Source organism: Acinetobacter sp., assembly GCF_045628685.1.
In the GTDB taxonomy this organism is placed as follows: domain Bacteria; phylum Pseudomonadota; class Gammaproteobacteria; order Pseudomonadales; family Moraxellaceae; genus Acinetobacter.
Genome location: NZ_JAZQPV010000054.1, coordinates 30,308 through 46,777 on the forward strand (window position 1 = coordinate 30,308; position 16,470 = coordinate 46,777).

At 41.4% G+C, this 16,470-nt stretch carries 13 protein-coding genes; 4 read left to right on the forward strand and 9 right to left on the reverse strand.

Annotated elements, in window-relative coordinates; translation table 11 throughout:
* Positions 1-213: 213 nt before the first annotated feature.
* Together ACKI4H_RS07235 and ACKI4H_RS07240 are read right to left on the reverse strand one after the other, a co-directional pair.
* A complete protein-coding gene (locus ACKI4H_RS07235; protein WP_407304781.1) occupies positions 214-1,572 on the reverse strand; it encodes an MATE family efflux transporter in 1,359 nt (452 codons plus the stop codon).
* Positions 1,573-1,610: 38 nt separating this feature from the next.
* Positions 1,611-2,072 carry a DMT family transporter gene (locus ACKI4H_RS07240; RefSeq protein ID WP_407304782.1) on the reverse strand — a complete coding sequence of 154 codons (462 nt, stop codon included), beginning with the start codon at positions 2,070-2,072 and terminating at the stop codon, positions 1,611-1,613.
* A 123-nt stretch (positions 2,073-2,195) separates the two neighbouring features.
* On the opposite strand from ACKI4H_RS07240, the gene hemW reads away from it, so the two are divergent.
* Positions 2,196-3,350 carry a radical SAM family heme chaperone HemW gene (gene hemW, locus ACKI4H_RS07245; protein WP_407304783.1) on the forward strand — a complete coding sequence of 385 codons (1,155 nt, stop codon included), beginning with the start codon at positions 2,196-2,198 and terminating at the stop codon, positions 3,348-3,350.
* 249 nt (positions 3,351-3,599) lie between these two features.
* Here hemW and ACKI4H_RS07250 read toward each other — a convergent pair whose 3' ends face one another.
* From ACKI4H_RS07250 to ribA, 7 genes are all read right to left on the reverse strand, one after another.
* Entirely contained in the window at positions 3,600-3,872 is a 273-nt protein-coding gene (locus tag ACKI4H_RS07250; RefSeq protein ID WP_407304784.1) for a hypothetical protein, read from the reverse strand.
* Between the two features lie 402 nt (positions 3,873-4,274).
* Positions 4,275-5,231, reverse strand: a complete 957-nt coding sequence (locus ACKI4H_RS07255; RefSeq protein ID WP_407304787.1) for a hypothetical protein — start codon at positions 5,229-5,231, stop codon at positions 4,275-4,277.
* A 123-nt stretch (positions 5,232-5,354) separates the two neighbouring features.
* Entirely contained in the window at positions 5,355-7,178 is a 1,824-nt protein-coding gene (locus ACKI4H_RS07260; protein WP_407304788.1) for an acyl-CoA dehydrogenase C-terminal domain-containing protein, read from the reverse strand.
* Positions 7,179-7,567: 389 nt separating this feature from the next.
* Positions 7,568-8,356, reverse strand: coding sequence for a shikimate dehydrogenase (aroE, locus tag ACKI4H_RS07265; protein WP_407304790.1), 789 nt, complete (start codon positions 8,354-8,356; stop codon positions 7,568-7,570).
* 145 nt (positions 8,357-8,501) lie between these two features.
* Entirely contained in the window at positions 8,502-8,708 is a 207-nt protein-coding gene (locus ACKI4H_RS07270; RefSeq protein ID WP_284067339.1) for a hypothetical protein, read from the reverse strand.
* Positions 8,709-9,010: 302 nt separating this feature from the next.
* On the reverse strand, positions 9,011-9,952 hold the full coding sequence (gene hemF / locus ACKI4H_RS07275) for an oxygen-dependent coproporphyrinogen oxidase (protein ID WP_407304791.1): 942 nt from the start codon (positions 9,950-9,952) through the stop codon (positions 9,011-9,013).
* A gap of 131 nt (positions 9,953-10,083) precedes the next feature.
* Complete coding sequence (gene ribA / locus ACKI4H_RS07280; RefSeq protein WP_407304792.1) at positions 10,084-10,686, reverse strand: GTP cyclohydrolase II; 603 nt, start codon at positions 10,684-10,686, stop codon at positions 10,084-10,086.
* Positions 10,687-11,000: 314 nt separating this feature from the next.
* Here ribA and dxs point away from each other — a divergent pair, with 314 nt between their 5' ends.
* The 3 genes from dxs to ACKI4H_RS07295 all read left to right on the forward strand — a co-directional run bounded on the left by dxs (position 11,001) and on the right by ACKI4H_RS07295 (position 16,285).
* On the forward strand, positions 11,001-12,911 hold the full coding sequence (gene dxs / locus ACKI4H_RS07285) for a 1-deoxy-D-xylulose-5-phosphate synthase (protein ID WP_407304793.1): 1,911 nt from the start codon (positions 11,001-11,003) through the stop codon (positions 12,909-12,911).
* A gap of 113 nt (positions 12,912-13,024) precedes the next feature.
* Positions 13,025-13,855, forward strand: a complete 831-nt coding sequence (locus ACKI4H_RS07290) for an inositol monophosphatase family protein (protein WP_407304794.1) — start codon at positions 13,025-13,027, stop codon at positions 13,853-13,855.
* 552 nt (positions 13,856-14,407) lie between these two features.
* Positions 14,408-16,285, forward strand: coding sequence for a DEAD/DEAH box helicase (locus tag ACKI4H_RS07295; protein ID WP_407304796.1), 1,878 nt, complete (start codon positions 14,408-14,410; stop codon positions 16,283-16,285).
* Positions 16,286-16,470: the final 185 nt, after the last annotated feature.

The following is a 16,470-nucleotide window of genomic DNA, read 5'->3' on the forward strand; positions in this document are numbered from 1 at the left end:
AAGATCATCAAAGATGGGTTTCAATGATCATAGGCGTTAAACTTGATATTGCCTACTTTAAATTGTTAAAAGCTACATTTTTACTGTTCGATTTTAAGCATTAAAAAACATTTTTTGAAGCTTAAATGAATGAAGTGATTGTGATTATTTTTTATTCATTTTGTTGTTTATCTCATTCCTTTTTCATGAGAAAAAGGAATGAGATCGAGATATTTAAGCAGTTTTGATCCGGTTATTCATCATAAATAAACGGATCAATAACAGCACACAGGCAACAGTTAAACCCACAATCAAGCCGACCCAAACACCAGCCGCTTTCATTTCTGTAAAGCGTGCCAAGTAAAGTCCAACAGGGAAGGCAATTACCCAATAGGCGATCATGGTGATCCACATTGGACCTTTGGTGTCCTGCATGCCACGCAGGCAACCTGCGGCACTGACTTGCCATGCATCCATCAACTGATAGGCAATTGCAAATAACAACAGGTACATGGCCACTTGTGCCACGTCATAATCTGAAGTGTAAATCGAAACAATTTCAGGCCGGAAGAACCAAATCAATGCCATGGTGGCAACCGCTAAAATCGTACCGGTCAGTAATCCCAGGAACTGGACTTTACGCATTGCCAGCCAGTTTTTTTCACCATAATAAGTGCCTATGCGAATGGTGAGTGCGATCGCAAGTGACATCGGAATCATAAACAATTGAGAGGTGACAGAAATGGCAATCTGATGTGCTGCCACCAAGGTTTCACCGAGTGGACTTAAAACAATCGCTGCGGTACTAAAAATACTGACTTCAAAAAAGATCGCTAAACCAATCGGGAAACCGAGCTGTAAAATTCGTTTTACCCAATACGGATCAATTTTTTCCCATGCAGCAAAGACTTGAGTCTTGCGGTAAGCCGTACCTTTAAATACATAAGTTGCCAAAGCAATAAACATCAGCCATTGCAAAATAGCCGTGGCAAACCCGCAGCCTGCGCTGCCCAGTTCAGGAATCGGGCCTAAGCCATACATAAAAATAAAGTTCAGGGGAATCAGTGCGACGAGTGCAATCAGACTAATGACAGTAACCGGGCGTGGATAACCAAGTGCTTCCGAGTAGCCACGTAGCGCTGCATACATCGTCACTGCTGGCATACCCAATCCAATAGCATGCAAGAACAAGCTAGCTTTAGGCAGCAAGGCTTCAGGTACACCCAAAACAGGCAATAAGAACGGCATAACCTGTAAAATCAGTGCAGCAATAATACCTAGAATAAACGCCACCCAAAGTGACTGCCGTGCAATGGTGGCAATTTTTTCAGGGGTACGTGCGCCGTTGGCTTCGGCAACCAAAGGTGTAGTTGCGATCATGATGCCACTGAATAACAACATCACTGGAATCCATAAACCTACCCCAACTGCAATGGCAGCAAGGTCGGTTGGGGAGAGATGTCCAGCCATAATGGTATCAATCAAACCCAAACCTGCTTGGGCAAATTGGGTGATTAAAATAGGAATCATCAAATGAAAGAGTTGCTTTAATTCAAAGCGGGTGGTTGTTGTTAAAGCAGTGACATTAGACACAAAAAATACTCATTATTTATTAATAAAGATCATGATCTTTAGCGTTGCAAAGTGAGCAGTACGCCAACAAAAATAACCATACTTCCTAAAAGGCGTTGCCAGTTAATCGGGGTTTTTTCAGCACCAAACCAGCCAAAATGATCCAGTAACATCGACATGGTGATTTGCCCAAAAACAACCAGTCCAGTCAGGATGAGAAAACCCAGTTTAGGTACGGCATAAATACTTAAACTGATGGCATAAACACCTAAAAAACCACCTAACCAGAGAAACCAGGGAATCTGGATTAAAGTTGTAAAATGCGGTTTTTCTGCTGACTGAAAAAAAACCAGGATGGCAAGCACTATTGTACCAACCAAAAAAGATAAAAGGGCAGCTTGTAAGGGAGAATGCAAATATTCACGTAATTGGTTGTTTAAGGCATTTTGCAGACTCATGGCAATCCCGATTCCCATCGCCAGCGGTAACAGCAAGAGCATTTGACTGGATATTTTCATCATATTAAGTATGTATTCTTGTTGAGTTTTTCTCAGTCTAAAACAATCATTAGCAGTATTCCTTAGCGTCTTGATGCAGTCATGTTAAAATATATTTCCTGTTTTTTGTTGTTTTGAGCTTAATCCTTGGCTGAATTAAATCCTGCGCTTGTTCCCTTGTCTTTATATATTCATATGCCGTGGTGTGTGCGGAAATGTCCGTATTGCGACTTTAATTCGCATGCCGTACCTGATGGAAAACTGTCTTTAGATTTAGAGCAGGAATATTTACAGGCTTTGGTTGCAGACTTTAAAACCCAAGTTGAATTTGCCCAAGGTCGCCAAATTCATAGTGTCTTTATTGGTGGCGGCACGCCATCACTGATTTCTGCCAAAGGTTATGTGTGGCTGTTCAAGCAACTAAAAAGCATTATTGCCTTTGAAGATGGCTGTGAAATTACTTTAGAAGCCAATCCGGGAACGGTAGAACACGATCCTTTTGCGGGATATTTAGAAGCAGGGATTAACCGCCTTTCCATTGGTGTGCAAAGTTTCAATACAGAGCACCTGAAAAAATTAGGTCGTATTCACAGTAATGATGATGCAATTAATGCCATTCATTTGGCCCGTGATGCAGGCTTTGAAAGAATCAATGTTGATTTGATGCATGGCTTGCCAGAACAGACTTTAGAGCAGGCTTTACTTGACTTAAAACTGGCGATAGAAAATGGCGCAACCCATGTGTCGTGGTATCAGTTGACCATTGAACCGAATACAGTGTTTTTCCGTACTCAACCAGTTTTACCTGTAGAAGACGTACTTGAAGATATTCAGGAACAGGGCGAAGCCTATTTAAAGGTCAATGGTTTTGTGAATTATGAAGTTTCGGCCTGGCGTAAGGAAAAACCATCTGCTCATAATTTAAATTACTGGCAATTTGGTGATTATCTGGCAATTGGTGCAGGCGCACACGGTAAAGTGACACGGCCTGATGGTATCTATCGTTTCCAGAAAACCCGTTTACCGAAAGACTATTTAGCTAAAGTACCGGCAGAGCATTTACAGTTTAAGCACATTGAAGATGAAGACATGCCGTTTGAATTTATGATGAATGCCTTACGTCTAAATGAGGGCGTAGAAGCAAAACTTTATGCTGAGCGTACAGGTTTGAGTTTAGAAGGTTTGAATAAGCTATTAACGTCGTTACGTTCTCGAAAGTTGATGGTTGAAGACTACAACCGGTTGTCCTGTACAGAGCAGGGACATGTGTTTTTAAATTCAGTGTTGGAAGAGTTTCTTTAGTAATGAAGATAAGACTTTAAAAGAACTAAAAAATTTTGCCATTCACCAAAGCTTTTCTATTTCTTCAATTGAATAATTCGCTCGCAAAAATATGAGTTTCAAATTTAGGATAGGTTATCAATGACATTGATGCGTATCAATTTAATAAAATAAAGGATATGGGTTAAAAATTACAATCTCGATCACTCATGCATTGTGAAACCGAAATCCTGAGTTTAATAAAAAAGAGCGCCGAAGCGCTCTTTTTTATTAACGATGTTTAGGTGGCATTTTGTGATGCGGACCTGCGTTATGTTTCATGTCATGATGGAACGGTGCTTTATGGTCTACTTTTTTAAAGTGATGCGCTGGCACTTTATGCTGAGGCCCATGATGCAAGCCATGTTTAGGTGGCATTGGTTTTTTATTAAAATGATGAGGAGCAGGTGAATGCTTATGATCAAATGATGGGGCTGCCATTGCAGACATGGTCGCTGTTGCAGCAATAAGACCGATCATCAGTGTAGAAATCATTTTTTTCATGGGGATGCCCTTAATTTTTCAATGAGGTCATCATAGGGGGAGTTTGTGGAGATTTCGTGGACTTACCTATAGGGATTTTGTAAAAGTGCTAAATTATCTTAATGTGATATTTTAACTTAATGTTTTTATTTGAAATAGTCATTCCCTTAGAATTGTTTTTAAGCTAAATTTAAAAATTAAATGATTGTTTATTCATCCGATTTGTTCATAAACCCTTCATACTTTTTACAAAGTACCATAAATATCTAATAAATATATCTTGGGTGGAAATGAAATGAATTTTCCTCATTAGAGATAAAGTATGGATAGATAACTTCAGGTGAAATTATTAAGCGATTTTGCTCTTTTTGAATGGTCAGTTTATTGAAGAATATTCAACTTTTATTAAATTTATTTTTTATATCAATTAATTTTCATTCGATAAATACGGCCCAAGAATTGTCCGGTATTTCCTATGGTATATAAAATGTAAAGTTGATGGTTTAGACTGTCTACAGTTAGACCTTCTGGCTCCCAATATTGGATGGCTTGATTGGATAAGGAGTCAAAATGACCGAGTGTCACCTGATCCATTTTCTGAATCAATTTGCCGGTTAAGTCATAAACATACATTCTTTTAGGGCCTTTATTTTTATTTCCGCTTAATAAATATACATAAGTCCCATCGGTGGAGAGGCCTTGAAATGCTGATTTGTCATGAGTGAAACTTGAATCAATCGGCCATTCCTCTTCATATAAAAAACAAATATTGGTTAAGTTTTTTTGGGTAATCAAATCTAATTTAAAAATACGGATGACATTGATTTTATTTTTATTGCCCCGTACCAGCAGATATTTTCCATCCGGTGTGATTGAGGGCATGGTGTTGGTAATTGTATTGTAGGTTTTATCAAATACCTGAATGACTTGGATCTGACTGGGCGCAGCATTGGGTATGTATTGAAATTTGACCATATACAAACCCTTATTGGGAATGCCAGCTCCTGCAGAAGCAAAAATAAAGTCACGCTGGGGATCAACTGAAATACCTTGATGACCAATAAGTGAGGAAGGTTTTTGGGCATCTTGTGCAGTCCATAAATTGGAGCTGTGGATTTTAAATCTGTTAATCACGCCTTGCTCAGGATTGCCCGTAACATGCGTAGTGTACAAAAAATTGTGTGTATGATTGAGTGCTAATCCCTGAACAATATGATCATTCCCCAGTCCTGTTCTGATCAGGGTAATTGGCTGGGCAGCATCGCCGAAGTTGGCAGGTTCAGGAGAATCCAAATCTTGCTCAAGGTGATAAGTATTTAACGGGGCAGTTTTAGAATGCACCGTATAAAAATGACTGAGAAACGAAAGTAATTTTTTCATCTTTAATGCCACCAGATTGATTTTTTATTATTCTATGCGGTTAAAAACCAAGTGTGCATTGAGATTATTGTAGCGCATAAAAAAGAGCACCGAAGTGCTCTTTTTTACTTCAGACTTTACCGATTAGTAGTCAAAGCTAAAGTGTTCCGGTGCTAAAGAAATCATGGTTTTCGATGGATTCACCATGGCTTCGGCATGACCCTGGGTGCGCGGCAATAATCGCTCAAAGTAAAAATCCGCAACTTTAATTTTTGCCTTATAAAATTCAGGTGTTTCTGCGCCGTTGCCTGATTCCAGTTTTTCAGAAGCGACCGCAGCCTGTTGTGCCCAATAGTAAGCCATCATCGCATAACCAGAGAACATCAAATAGTCTGTAGATGCTGAAGAAACAATATCGCGGTCTTTACGTGCTGCGAGCATGATGCGTACAGTTAAAGCATTCCATTGTGCACAAATCTTGGTTAAGTCCCATGCAAAACGGCGCATGTATTTGTTACGTGCATGACGACCGCAGAAACGTAAGATTTCCGCAGTATAGTCACGAACCACTTTGCCTTTAGAAGACAGCAATACTTTACGTCCAATCAGGTCAAGTGCCTGAACACCGGTAGTTCCTTCATAGAGTGTTGCAATACGTGCATCACGGGCAATTTGTTCCATGCCATGTTCTTTAATATAACCATGACCACCAAACACTTGCATACCGTGGTTGGCCGCTTCAAGACCCAGTTCAGTCAAGAAACCTTTTAGAATGGGGGTATAGAAACCCAGTTTGTCATCATATTCTTCAAATTTGGTCTGGTCGCCCTGAGTAAGCGCATCGGTCATTTTATCCGCAAGTTGTGCAGCATGATAAATCATGGCACGACCACCTTCGGCAATGGCTTTTTGCGTCAGCAACATACGGCGCACGTCTGCATGGTGAATAATCGCATCTGCCACTTGTTCAGGGTCTTTCTTGCCTGATAGGGCACGCATAGACATACGCTCTTTAGCATACGGCAAGGCACCTTGGAAAGACAATTCTGCATGGGCAATACCTTGAACCGCTGTACCAATACGTGCAGTGTTCATAAAGGTAAACATGGCATGTAAACCTTTGTGCTGTTCACCGATCAGGTAACCAGTCGCAGCATCAAAGTTTAAAACTGCAGTTGCAGAAGCGCGAATCCCCATTTTGTGTTCAATTGAACCACAGTTCACAGGGTTGCGTTCACCCACGCCACCATCAGCAGTCGGGATGAATTTAGGTACGATAAATAGTGAAATACCGCGAGTACCTGCAGGTGCATCCGGGAGGCGAGCAAGCACAATATGGACAATATTTTCAGTCAGGTCGTGTTCACCTGCAGAAATGAAGATCTTGGTTCCTGTGATTTTATAGGTACCATCCGCTTGTGGTTCAGCTTTGGTTTTGACTTGTCCCAAGTCGGTACCACATTGTGGTTCAGTCAAACACATGGTGCCCGACCAGGTTCCCGTAGTTAAATGTGGCATGTAGGTATTTTTTTGTTCTTCAGTGCCGAACTGCATGATGGTATTCATACAACCCATGCTCAAACCTGGATACATGGTGAATGACCAGTTGGCTGTCCCCATCATTTCAGATTTGATCAGGTTAAGCGACATTGGCAAGCCTTGACCGCCAAACTCTTCAGGATAAGACAGACCTTGCCAGCCACCTTGCACGAATTGGTCATAGGCTTCTTTAAAGCCTTTTGGTGTTTTAACTTCGCCATTTTCAAAATGACAGCCTTCTTCATCACCCGACTGGTTTAAAGGAGAGAGGATGTTCTCACAAAAATCTGCTGCACCTTCAAGAATCATGTCTACAGTATCAGCATCGGCCAATTCGCCATTAGACAAAGTTTTATAATGTTCTGGGTAATCAAAAACTTCATTCATTAAAAAGCGAATGTCGTGTAAAGGGGCTTTATAAGCTGGCATAGTGTTAATCCTAATTTAGAAATAGTTTTGGATTATCCGAATCGATAGTTTGATTATTCACATTGTTCATCAAAATACATTGATGGTGGAGCCTGGGAAAAATGTCAGAAAGGCGAATTTTAAGTAGATCAATTTAGTTATCAATGTAACTGATTATAAGGTGTGGTTCATATTTATTAATGTATTTGATGGAAATATATAATATAAAAAATAATTAAATTAAGGTCTTACTGTATATCTTGAGTTTTAGATAGATGAATAATTTAATAATTTCAGGCAGTTTAATCCATAAATCATGCTGTCATTAAATCCAATTCAAAGATATTTTTTGGAAGAATGTTGAAAAGAAGCAGGTATTTACTCCTTTTCAATCGCTTTATTTCATGTAGTTAAAGAAAATCTTTCAAGACCGGCTTTATCCCATTCCAGATCGAGAAAGATTCAATGGCTTGACCCACCAGCATGCTATAACCTTCTGAAGTTGGAATGCCGCGAGCTTTGGCTTGATCTAAAAAGCTGGACGGTTTTCCATAAGCCATTTCATAGGCATGTTTAAATTGTAAAGATTCAGGTAAAACTAAGACATCGCCACTTAGGCTGGCAGAGGTTGCATTAATCACAAGATCAAACTCACCTGCCAAATCGTCTAAAGAAATTGCAGTAAGTGTTGCCTGGGGAACCGCATCTTTTAAATCGCTAATCAGCTGTTCAGCACGGCTAAGAGTACGATTGGCAATCACGATTTTGCTCACACCAGCCTGAACCAAAGGGTAGACTACACCACGTGTTGCACCACCTGCACCGATAATTAAAAGATCAGTATTGTCCAGGTTCCAGTTCAGGGCCTGAATTGCATCAACCAAGCCTTGACCATCCGTATTATCACCGTGCAGCTTGCCGTCTTGCATCCACAGGGTATTTACCGCTTTGGCAATTTTGGCTCGTTCAGTCAGGACTTCGCATTGTGCAAACGCTTGTTCTTTAAAAGGCACGGTCACGTTCAGGCCTATGCCTCCCTCAGTAAAGAATTCTTTGATATTGGCTTCAAAACCCTCAAGAGGAGCAAGACGCTTGCTGTAATTCAGGTCAATGCCTGTCTTTTGTGCAAAAGCATGATGAAGTTCTGGCGAGCGTGACTGTTCAATTGGATGACCAACCACTGCAAATTGTTTGCTCATTTCACAAGATCCATGTGCGGAAATGGCATTCAATATACGTCATTTTTAGACTGGGCTAAAGTCAGAAGAAGGGAGAAAATAAAAGTTAAAGGATTATAAAAAGTAAGGGGTTAAATTTAAAAAATTAAATTGGACTGAAATAGGATTATGGATTACAAATTTCGTGAACCCTATCTTCTAGCCACATGGCTGCAGTAAAAAACAAGGCAAATCCTGCAAATACAGTAAAGGTAATCGATAAACTATCCGAAAGGGTGTTGTCGGATGATAGGGTGATAATGATGGAACAGAGGATCATGGTGAAAATGGACCAAAATAGAATCACCTTATGGTTTAAAATTTTATCTAACATTGTTGCTTTCCTAAAGCACGATTTTTTTAATTGAGATGTGCTGTTTAAATATGTGTGAATAGTAAATTGAATTTATCAGTCTAAACGATTTTATAAAATCTATAGAGTGTTGTGCTGTAAGGAAATATGTCTGTAGAATTCTGCTAAATATAACATGATGAATCTTTTTTAATGTAAGGTATTGATTTAATAATTTTTATAATTCTAAGCGGGTGAATTTTCAATTTAAAAAATAATGAAGATAAATAAATCCCTCTATCCAGGAATGGAAAAGGGATTGAAAATTTTAAATGTATTCTTAATTACTGAAGTTCAGTCAACCAGTCCTGCGGTTTTAAATAATAGTCAGTTAAACGTTTTTCAGCAGAATCCTCATCCCATTCCGGACGATACGACCACGCGGCAAGTGGCGGCATACTGACTAGGATGGATTCAATCCGTCCCCCGGTTTGCAGACCAAACAGGGTGCCACGGTCATATACCAAGTTATATTCCACATAACGACCGCGACGGTACAGTTGGAAGTCACGTTGCGCTTTGGTATAGGGTTGATTTTGATGGTGCTGGAAAATCGGTAAGATCGCTTCTAAATAACCATTGCCGACCGCCTGGATATATTTAAAGCAGGTTTCGAAATCCCACTGATTTAAATCATCAAAGAATAATCCACCGACACCACGTTGTTCATCGCGATGTTTTAAATAGAAGTAGTCATCACACCATTTTTTGTGTTCCGTATAAACTGTATCACCAAATGGTGCGCAAAGATCATGGGCTTTTTGGTGCCAGTCCAATACATCTTGATCATCGGGATAGAAGGGAGTTAAGTCAAAACCGCCACCAAACCACCATACTGGATCTTGCCCTTCAGGCTCTGCCACAAACAAACGCACATTGGCATGTGAAGTCGGAACATTAGGGTTCTTCGGATGAATCACCAAAGATACACCCAGAGCTTGTGCTTTTGCACCGGCAATCTGTGGATGACGTTCAGTTGCAGATGCAGGCAATTTGGAAATATTGATGTGAGAAAACATCACACCACCTTTTTCAATCACGCTGCCATTTTGCAAAACACGTGAACGGCCGCCACCCCCTTCAGGGCGTTCCCAATCATCAATCTCAAAATGAGCAGTGCCGCCACTCTCTAGTTCTCTTTGTTCTAAAGCTGCACAAATACGGGCTTGCAGGTCGAGGAGAAATTCGCGAACGCGTTGAATATCAGCTGAAGTTGGGTTCTGCATAGATGACCTCTATCGCATGATTTTAAGGACTGAATACATCAAAACATAAAGTCATAAAAAAAGTAAGGGATTTTTTAACATCTTGTAAAAAATCCCTGAATACTATGATTTATAAGGCTTTGTAAAGTGAATTAGAAGTCACCTTTTTTATACATGTGTGCCATACGTTCATGTTTGGTTTTGAGATATTCTGCATTGAAAGGATTTAAGCCGACAGTGAGGGGAACACGATCAACCACATCAATACCCAGTTCTTCTAATGCAGCAATTTTTGAAGGGTTATTAGTGACCAGTTTAACTTGCTTGATCTTTAAATGCTCAAGCATGATGGTGCACATGTCATAACGTCGTGCATCGGCAGGTAAATTCAACATCAGATTGGCGTCCACGGTATCATGTCCCTGATCTTGCAGGGCATAGGCGCGAATTTTATTAGTCAGGCCAATCCCGCGGCCTTCTTGGCGCAAGTATAGAACCACACCTTGACCGACATTGTTAATCAACTTGAGAGTTGCTTGAAGCTGCGGTCCACAATCACATTTTAGTGAGGCAAAGGCATCCCCAGTTAAACATTCAGAGTGGATACGAACCAGTACTGGAGCAGTAGGTGGAGTATCGAGTCCTTTAGAAAGTGCGACATGTTCTTCACCGGTTTGAGGATCTTGGAATACAGTGATTTTAAATTCACCAAAAGCGGTTGGTAATCTTGATGTTGCGACAAATTCTATAGGCACTGCTTAACCCGTCAAATAGTTCATTAATTGATTAAAGTATAGCGTAATGCTTGGACATTGGTAGAATTGCTATGATGAAATTATGCAGAAGATTTTCTTTTTTGTATAAAGCGAACGATAATAGTTGATAAATAGTAAGATTATTCAGGATAATCTCGCTCATGAACAAACACCCAGTGTAGAGACCTGCCTCTCTAAACTGCATCGCTAGAAATGTGGCTGATTTAAAGGTGATACAATTCGGTACTTGCTTGTCTCGAATAACCCATTTACCTAGCTTAGGATTTGCCAGGCTTTAGAAGGCTTTGCCATTTATGTTGTATACAGAAATACCGACTCATCGCCCTGTAACACCGTTGCTGGATGCGATTGATCATCCACAACAATTAAGATTGCTCGAGCGTAGCCAATTAGAAAAAGTGGCGGATGAATTACGTCAGTACATTTTGTATGCAGCAGGACAAAGTGGGGGGCATTTTGGTGCCAATCTGGGTGTGATCGAACTGACCGTGGCCTTGCATTATTGTTTCAATACACCGCATGACCGTTTAATTTGGGATGTCGGTCATCAGGCTTATCCACATAAGGTTTTAACCGGTCGCCGTGAACAACTCACTACTATCCGTGCCAAAGATGGCTTGGCCGCTTTTCCATCCCGTGAAGAATCGGTATTTGATACTTTTGGAGTAGGCCATTCCTCAACAGCAATTTCTGCTGGACTGGGTATGGCGCTGGCACGTCGTTATCAAAAAGATCCGTGTGAAGTGGTTTCCATTATTGGGGATGGCGCCATGACTGCAGGGATGGCTTTTGAAGCGATGAATGATGCGGTGGCACATAATGCAGATTTAATTGTAGTGCTGAATGACAACGATATGTCGATTTCACGCAGTACCGGCGGTTTTGCCAAGCACTTGGCTGCCATCTGGGAAAGTGGTCAATCGGTTAATATTTCAGAGACAGGCGAGGCTTTTGTTCAGCCACATCCTGAATGGTTATATAACTCGCGTTTGCACAGTGCAGCAACGGATGCCGCGGATAACTTATTTAAAGCTATTGGTTTTGACTACTTTGGTCCTTTTGACGGCCATGATGTCAAGCAACTGGTACAAGTTTTTGATGGGCTGAAAAAACGTAAAGGTCCACGTTTAATTCATGTCTATACCAAAAAAGGTAAGGGCTTTGCTCCTGCTGAAGCAGATCAAATTAAATATCACGCGATTAGTAAAATAAATTCAACACCTCCGGTAAATACTGCGCCTAAATATTCGGATGTATTTGGACAATGGCTATGTGACGAAGCAGCACAAGATGACCGCTTACTCGCAATTACACCGGCGATGTGTGAAGGTTCAGGCATGGTGCAGTTCGCCAAACAGTTCCCTGAGCGCTTTTTTGATGTCGCGATTGCTGAACAGCATGCAGTCACTTTGGCTGCCGGTATGGCATGTGAAGGTTTGAAACCGGTTGTTGCCATTTACTCGACCTTCTTGCAACGAGGTTATGATCAGCTCATTCACGATGTGGCCTTGCAAAATCTGGATGTGACCTTCGGGATCGACCGTGCCGGTTTGGTGGGTGAGGATGGCCCGACCCATGCCGGTGCCTATGACTATGCCTTTATGCGCACTGTACCGAATATGGTGATTATGGCGCCTAAAGATGAAAATGAATGTCGCCAGATGTTGCATACAGCTTATCAATTCAACGGTCCTGCAGCCGTACGTTATCCGCGTGGCAATGGAATTGGCGTTGAAATTCAAGCCCAACTGACTGCGCTAGAGATTGGTAAAGCAGAAATTGTAGCCAGTTTCAATGAGCAGCAAGATGAACACATTAGTATTTTAGCTTTTGGTAGCCGTGTCACTGTGGCAATTGATGCTGCACAAGTATTGGCACAAGGACATGATGTGGGTGTTCGCGTCGTCAACATGCGTTTTGTGAAACCTTTAGATGAACAGATGATTGCAGATCTTGCAAACTCTACCAGCTTATTTGTGACGGTCGAAGAACATGCGGTTATGGCAGGCGCGGGTAGTGCGGTAAATGAGTATCTGGCTCACGCACAAATTGTTAAACCGACTTTAAATTTAGGTTTGCCCGATATTTTCATGCACCAGGCTTCACATGCACAAATGTTGCAACAGGCCGGGCTTGATGCCAAAGGCATTGAAAAATCGATTGAATTAGCATGGCTAAAGCTTGTGCAAACCGTTTCATCATGATGAGTTAAATTTTTAAAAACATTTTTCCCCTAAAAGCCCTCATGTTTGCTAAAATATGAGGGCTTTTAGGCATTATTCTTTATCAGTATCTTCAAATTTGTAGTGGGTGTTCAATGGAACCTATGGTGGTTATGGCTGCGCGTGCGGCTCAATTAGTTGGTCAAGAGCTTTTAAAAGCGCATCAAAATCGTCATAAACTCGATCTACAAGTCGAAGAAAAAGGAATTGATGGTCCAGTAACGCGTGTAGATCGTTACTTGGAACAGTTGACTATCGATACTCTACGTAAAAGCTACAAAAACCACAGCTTCCTTGGTGAAGAGTTTGGTATGCAAGAAGGTAATGGTCACGACGCTGATTGGTGTTGGGTGATCGATCCTTTGGACGGTACTTTAAACTTCATTAATGGCTTTCCACATTTCTGTATCTCAATTGCAGTTCAGCATAAAGGCGTAACTCAACACGGTGTTATTTATGATCCTGTGAAAGATGAGCTTTTCTCTGCAAGTCGTGGCCGCGGTGCCATGATGAATCAACGTCGTATTCGCGTAAATATTAAAGACAGCCTAGACAATACGTTCTTGGGTGTAGGTCATGCTTACCGTAATAAACGTAACGGTGAGGTGGTTTCTTATGCGAAAAATCATTTTGATTCATTATTAAACGTGACTGAAGCAGGCGCACAATTCCGTCGTTCAGGTTCTGCTGCGTTAGATTTGGCGTATGTTGCTGCAGGTCGTCTTGATGGTTACTTCGAACTCGGTTTGAAACCTTGGGATATCGCTGTAGGCGAGTTACTCGTAAAAGAAGCAGGTGGTACTGTAGTGGATGCACGTGGTGGTTCCGATTCTATGGATAATGGTCAAGTCATTGCTTGCTCTATGAAAATGCTCAAACCTCTTATGCAAGCTGTCGTTCCAGCTTGGGGTGAAGCCGCAAAGTAAGACCGATTTAATCGAGTGATATGACAAAGAAAAAGCTCTCCATGCGAGGGCTTTTTTATTGCCAGAAAAAAGAGAAATTTGATACTTATCTTTAATATGGGTTTAAATCGCTTTTAACGTAATTTTTTAAACAGTGTAATGATGAATGAAAAATACGCTTAAAAAATAAACAAAATTAAATTAAAAAATAGAGTGTTACTGAAAAAAACAGTACCATGTCTTAATTCAATCGAAAAAAATGATTACTTTTTAAAATTATTCTGTTATTATGCTGCTACGCACTTAATTTTCCGTTCTTTACCTGAACATTATCTTCTAATCATTGTATGCGCGTTCTGTCCATAGAGAGGACATATCCTTCGCGCCCCAATCGCTTAAGCGATTCCCTTCAGGTTTGCGGCCGTAATCATATACGTGCGTTATATCCACATCGTCGTTATTCGGATCGCTGCTGAATCCTAAATTTTCAGCTCTATTTGCTGTGCCGCTTTTTGCCGATGTCCATATTGTAATTTATTTAATGGAGCACCCACTTCAGGGTGAACACTCTCTATGAGCAAAACTTTTGCTGATTTTTCCCTCGATGCGTCTTTAATCCAAGCAATCGAAGGTTTAGGCTTTACTACGCCAACTCCTGTACAAGAACAAGCAATTCCAGCTGCACTTGAAGGTAAAGACCTTCTAGTATCAAGCCAAACAGGTTCTGGTAAAACTGCTGCATTCTTGTTACCTACTTTAAATGCTTTAGCAAATCAAGATTCGCTTATCTCATTTAAAGACCGCATGAAAGCGGTAACTCAACCGAATATCCTAGTGATTTCTCCTACTCGTGAATTAGCACAACAAGTATGTCAAGATGCGATTGCATTGGTTCGTCATATGAAAGGTGTTCGTGTTGCTGCGATCATGGGTGGTATGCCTTTCGGTAAACAAATTCAACAATTAAAAGGTGCACAAGTTGTAGTTGCGACTCCAGGTCGTTTACTTGATCTTGTAAACCGTCGTCAACTTAAACTTGACATGGTTGATGCATTAATCGTCGATGAAGCTGACCGTATGCTTGACTTGGGCTTCTCTGAAGACCTAGAAGCAATTGGTGAATTGGCAGCTAACCGTAAACAAACATTGATGTTCTCTGCGACTTTTGCACCGCGTATTGTTACGCTTGCTGAACGCATGATGAATGATCCTATGCGTATTGCGATCGAAACTGGTCACTCTACCAACACAGACATCACTCAAACATTGCATTGGACTGATGGCTTTGAACACAAGAAAAAATTGCTTACTCACTGGTTATCTGATGAATCAGTAGATCAGGCAGTTGTGTTTGCAAGCACTCAAGAAGATACAGATATGCTGGCTGAAGAACTGGCTGAAGCAGGTCTATCAGTTGTAGCACTTCATGGTGCTATGCCACAGACTGTTCGTAACCGTCGTTTACGCAGTATCCGTGAAGGCCGTGCAAAGATCTTAGTTGCAACTGACGTTGCTGCTCGTGGTCTTGACGTACCAACAATTTCTCACGTAATTAACTTCGGTCTTCCAATGAAGAACGAAGACTATGTACACCGTATTGGCCGTACAGGTCGTGCCGGTCGTACAGGTAACGCGATTACTTTAGCGACTTACCGTGAACGCGGTAAAATTCGTGCGCTTGAAGACTTCTTGGATGCACGTTTAAATGTGTCTGAAATTGAAGGTCTTGAGCCATCTCCACCTCCTGCACGCGGTGCTCGTGATGGTGCTGGTCGTGGTCGTGATGGCGGTCGTGGCGGTTTCGGCGGTGGTCGTGGTCGTGATGGCGGTCGTAGTTTCGGCGGCGGTCGTGGTGGTGATCGTCCACAACGTAGCTTCGATGATAAACCACGTGGCGAACGTCCTTCTTATGGCGATGATCGTCCTAAGCGTGATTTTGGTGATCGTCCAGCTCCACGTCGTGAAGGCGGTTTCGGTGATCGTCCACAACGTTCTTTTGATGATCGTCCTAAGCGTGATTTTGGTGATCGTCCAGCTCCACGTCGTGAAGGCGGTTTTGGTGATCGTCCACAACGTTCTTTTGATGATCGTCCAAAACGTGATTTCGGTGATCGTCCAGCTCCACGTCGCGAAGGCGGTTTTGGTGATCGTCCACAACGTTCGTTTGCTGACAAACCACGTTCGGCTGATGACAACCGTGGCAATCGTGTAGATTACAAACCAGCGCGTGAAGGCGATCGTTCAGCTCCACGTCGTGATTACGGTGATCGTCCAGCTCCACGTCGTGAAGGCGGTTTCGGTGATCGTCCACAACGTTCTTTCAGCGATGATCGTCCTAAGCGTACGTTTGGTGGTGAAGATCGTCCACGTCGTAGCTTTGATGATAAACCACGTGGTGAGCGTCCAGCTTTTGGTGGCGAAGAACGTCCACGTCGTAAATTTAACGACTAATTTAATCGTTAGATTTAGATAGAAAAAACCGGTGGAAACACCGGTTTTTTTATGGATTAATCTTTGAACTTATAAGATTAAAATGTATACTCAATCATGTTTTGTTTTAAAATCGTTAAATATGAACAATGAATCTGCTCATTATATTTGGAATTTTAATCAAGAGGTGATTATGCCTTATATTG